This is a genomic window from Kitasatospora sp. NPDC057542 (genome assembly GCF_042801945.1).
Taxonomy (GTDB): Bacteria; Actinomycetota; Actinomycetes; order Streptomycetales; family Streptomycetaceae; genus Kitasatospora.
The window spans coordinates 1-3,925 of record NZ_JBHVFE010000644.1 but is presented as its reverse complement, the minus strand read 5'-3'; the positions used below and the strand labels follow the sequence as shown (position 1 = coordinate 3,925).

5 protein-coding genes are annotated in these 3,925 nt (G+C 71.0%); 3 read left to right on the top strand and 2 right to left on the bottom strand.

From position 1 onward, the window contains the following. Positions 1 to 48: 48 nt before the first annotated feature. Together ACFU7Y_RS41355 and ACFU7Y_RS41350 are read right to left on the bottom strand one after the other, a co-directional pair. On the bottom strand, positions 49 to 1,722 hold the full coding sequence (locus ACFU7Y_RS41355; protein WP_224280850.1) for an RICIN domain-containing protein: 1,674 nt from the start codon (positions 1,720 to 1,722) through the stop codon (positions 49 to 51). A 245-nt stretch (positions 1,723 to 1,967) separates the two neighbouring features. Beyond that, the gene (locus tag ACFU7Y_RS41350; protein WP_224280851.1) at positions 1,968 to 2,207 is read right to left on the bottom strand and encodes a chaplin; all 240 of its coding nucleotides are present in this window, start codon (positions 2,205 to 2,207) and stop codon (positions 1,968 to 1,970) included. Between the two features lie 574 nt (positions 2,208 to 2,781). On the opposite strand from ACFU7Y_RS41350, the gene ACFU7Y_RS41345 reads away from it, so the two are divergent. The 3 genes from ACFU7Y_RS41345 (at position 2,782) to ACFU7Y_RS41335 (ending at position 3,910) form a co-directional block, all read left to right on the top strand. After that, on the top strand, positions 2,782 to 3,066 hold the full coding sequence (locus ACFU7Y_RS41345) for a chaplin (RefSeq protein ID WP_224280852.1): 285 nt from the start codon (positions 2,782 to 2,784) through the stop codon (positions 3,064 to 3,066). 80 nt (positions 3,067 to 3,146) lie between these two features. Then, positions 3,147 to 3,419 (top strand): chaplin, encoded by a 273-nt coding sequence (locus tag ACFU7Y_RS41340; RefSeq protein WP_224280853.1) that lies wholly within the window; start codon positions 3,147 to 3,149, stop codon positions 3,417 to 3,419. Positions 3,420 to 3,532: 113 nt separating this feature from the next. After that, on the top strand, positions 3,533 to 3,910 hold the full coding sequence (locus ACFU7Y_RS41335) for a hypothetical protein (RefSeq protein WP_380771557.1): 378 nt from the start codon (positions 3,533 to 3,535) through the stop codon (positions 3,908 to 3,910). Positions 3,911 to 3,925 lie beyond the last annotated feature (15 nt).

Sequence of the window (3,925 nt, the reverse complement as noted above, 5' to 3'; positions counted from 1 at the left end):
GTCGCCGCCCGGTCGGGGGCGGCGACGGCGTGAGGACGTGCGGGCGGATCAGCCGTGGACGTAGACGATGCCGAGCTTGGTGAGCTGCCAGAGCTGGTTGGCGGCGCCGGTGTCGGTGGCGAGTTCGACGTACGGGTTGCCCTTGGCGTCGAGGGTGGCGCCGGCGGCCAGGACCTTGGTCTGGTCCTGGGAGTCGGCGATCTTGTAGCGGCCGTTGCCGGCCGGCTTGAACACCCAGTGCTGGTTGCCGCCGCCGTTGCAGCCCCACTGCTGGATCCGGGTGCCGGGGGCGGTGGAGGCGGCGTTGGCGTCCAGGCACATGTCCCGGTTGCCGCTGAAGTCCAGCTCGTAGCTGCCGCCGGCCTTGGCCTCCAGGACGAAGGACTGGTTGAGCCCGCCGGCGGCCGGATAGGTGATCGCGGGCCGGCCGGCGGTGGAGTCACCGTAGGTGCCGCCGCCGGTGAGGTCGAGCACGTTGCCGCTCGCGGCGTTGGTCAGCTGGTACCAGGAGCCGTCCTCGGGGACGTCGCCGAACGGCTGTCCGGGTGTGAGCGGCTGGATCGAGGTGGTGTTCTGCTGGTTGAGCGTGCAGTACGCCTGCGCCAGCTCGGGCCGGGAGTAGAACTGGCCGAGGCAGACGCCCTCACCGCGGTAGCCGGCCACCCGCAGGTGGTACGACTGGCGGACCATGTTCATGCACAGCCCGGGGATGCCGATCTGCGAGTCGCAGCCGTTGCGCACCCACTCGGAGAGGTTGATGACGTCCCCGTTGGTGTACTCGTACGGGGAGGTCGTCCACTCCGCGCAGACCTCGTGCCCGAAGGCGACCCGCCGCTGGTCCAGGTACCGGACACCGGGCACCTGCTCGGCGGCACCGCGCAGCGCGTCGCTGAGCGTCGGCACCACCCAGTTGTGGCCCCAGGCGAGGTCCTCGGGGAAGGCCGGGCAGCCGTCGGCGACCTTGCCGAGGTAGTCGTTGCGCCGGATGTCCGGGGTGATCGGGTTGAAGTACGACTGGTAGACCAGCTGGTACGAGGAGTCGGCGTAGCCGGCCTTGCGCATGGTCTGGCGGATGTTCTGGAGCGCCGCGACCACCTTGGGCTGGACGCCCTTGGCGCGCCGGCGGATCTCGTCGCTGCCGATGGTGTCCCGGCAGCCCTGGTCCTTGGGGATCGGGAAGTACTGCGCCAGGCAGTGCATCATGATGCCGCTGAAGTCGAAGTCGTCGTTGGCACCGATGGTGACGACGACCATCTTGACGTCGTACCTGGCCGCCGTGTCGGCCAGCTTGACGTCCTGCTTGGGCTCGCCGAAGTCGCCGCTGCCGGGGCCTGTGATCGTGGCCAGCTCCGGGTCGCTGACCAGGTCGCCGGTCTGGGCGCCGGAGCAGGCGAGGTCGATCGGGGTGACCCCGGGGATGTCGGTGACGAAGATCTCCGACTTGGGGTGGCGGTGGCAGTAGTTGGTGGGGCTGTCCGTCTCCGGGAAGTAGCCGTCGTTGGTGTCGGTGCCGGCGCCCTCCCCCGAGATGGCGCTGTCGCCGAGGGCGACGATCGCGGCCGGACGGGTGGCCGCGGGTGCGGCCGGGGCGGGGTCGGCCAGGGCGGCGGGGGCACCGGCCAGGCCGAGGGTGGCGAGGAGGGCTCCGGTGGCGAGCAGCGCGGCGCACCGGGAGGACCCGGTACGCGTCCGCCGCGCCGCCGACAGTGGGGACCTGATCACACGCGACTCCTTGCGGGGGTGGGGGGACCGCCCGGGCGGGGGCGCCGAGCGGCGCGGAGCAAGAGAGGAGCAGGGAAGGTGAGCAGGTCTCGCATTCTAGGTACTGACAAGTAACGCAACAAGGCTTGCGACAGGGAAGGAAGTTGACGGAAGAACGGATTCCCGGGCACGCACAGAGCCGCCGCCCCGCGCCCCAGGAGGGAAGCGCGGAACGGCGGCTCTCACCGGCCGAACCGGGTGCGGGCTCAGCCCTTGTTGATGCAGTGGTGGCCGAACGTCGGGTTCAGCAGGCCGACGACGTCGATGGTGTTGCCGCACAGGTTGATCGGCAGGTGGATCGGAACCTGGATCTGGTTGCCCGAGATGACACCGGGGGAGTTGGCGGCGACGCCCTCGGCGCCCGCGCTGGCCATGGCGGTGCCCGCGCCGGCGGCCACGATGCCCGCCACGGCCGCGCCGACGGCGGCGGTCTTCTTGATGCTCATAGCGAGCCTCCTGACTGTTCGACAGAGATGCACGGGGAGTGCGACATCTAGAACGAGACCCCACCTGCCCGGTTGCGACGGCCCTCGCACTGTCACCCATCCGGCGCAACGGCGACGCGGACCAGGCATTCGGGTGATGGGCGGGCCGGACCGTTTCCCCGTGCACGGTGCCTCGTTCTCCCTCACGGAACCCGGTCTCCACCGGCCCCCACGCACGAATCGAGTACCGCCCATGCGCAAGCACGCCCGCGGCGTCGTCGGCATCGCGGCCATTGGCGGTCCGCTCGGCATGGCGGGCCTCCCAAAGCCGGCGCCCGGCAATCCGTGCCGGAACGCCCGACCGGAATTCCACCTGGTCGCGCCTTTGTCCGAAGCCTTTCCCGGCCGTGCGGGAATTGTTTCGAGAGGCGCTGCGACCCGGCCGCCGCGGCCACGCCCGAGCCATGGGCGGAACACGCCGGCATGCGCCGACCGCAGTGACAATCACGGCAATCCCTGAAGACAACGGGCGAGTATTCGTGCTTGCCCGGCGCCCGACATTTCCATTCCGTCGGGCCGAAATCGGAGGAATGACATGCGCAACTTCAAGAAGGCCGCCGTCCTGTCGCTGGGCGCCGGCGGCCTGGTGCTCGGTGCCGCCGGCGGTGCGTTCGCCAGCGCGGGCGCCGAGGGCGTCGCCGCCAACTCCCCCGGGGTCGTCTCCGGCAACCAGGTCCAGGTCCCGGTGCACGCGCCGATCAACGTGTGCGGCAACACCGTCGACGTTCTCATCGGCCTGCTGAACCCGGCGTTCGGCAACAAGTGCGCCAACGTGGAGATGCACCCGCACCACGAGCACGAGCACGAGGGCGACTACTGATTCACCAAGCCCGTGCCGCACTCCGCAAGCGCCGAGGCGCGGCACGCTCCACCCATGTGTGATCGAGGAGATCAACCCCCATGCAGAACATGAAGAAGGCCGTCGTCCTCTCCGCCACCGCTGCCGGCCTGGTGCTCGGTGCCGCCGGCGGTGCGTTCGCCAGCGCGGGCGCCCAGGGTGTGGCCGCCGGCTCCCCCGGTGTGCTCTCCGGCAACCAGATCCAGGTGCCGCTGCACATCCCGATCAACGTCTGCGGCAACACCGTCGGCGTCATCGGCGCGCTGAACCCGGCCTTCGGCAACAAGTGCGCCAACGTGGAGATGCACCCGCACCACGAGGACGACGACTGCTGATCTCCGATCGGCACGCGTTCCGGCCGTCCTGCCCCCCGACCAGTCGGCCGGGGGGCAGTTCGGCGTCCCCGGACAGCCGTCCGGGACCCCCGATCCACCGAAGGGCGATCAACATGGTTTCGAAGAAGAGCGCGGCCGGCCTGGCCGCCGCCGCGGGTGCCGCGGTGCTGCTCGGCGCCGGTTCGGCGCAGGCCGCGACCGTGCCGGGCGAGGCGCCGGCCGGCCCCGCCACGCTGACCAGGACCGACGTCGGCCAGGCGCTGAACGGGACGACCACCGGCCTCGGCTACGGCATCGCGCCGATCAAGAGCCTGCGGCTGGACCCGTGGGCGAAGTCCTCCGCCGACTTCCTCAACAACGGCGCGGTCCTCCAGCCGGACCAGGGCCTGCCCTCGGTCGGCACCGGGACGCTGACCGGCCCGCTGAGCGACGGCGGCGGCATCAAGGACCTCCCGCTGGCCGGCGGGCTGACCGGCCTCCTGCCGGGCTGAGCCTCCGGACGTACG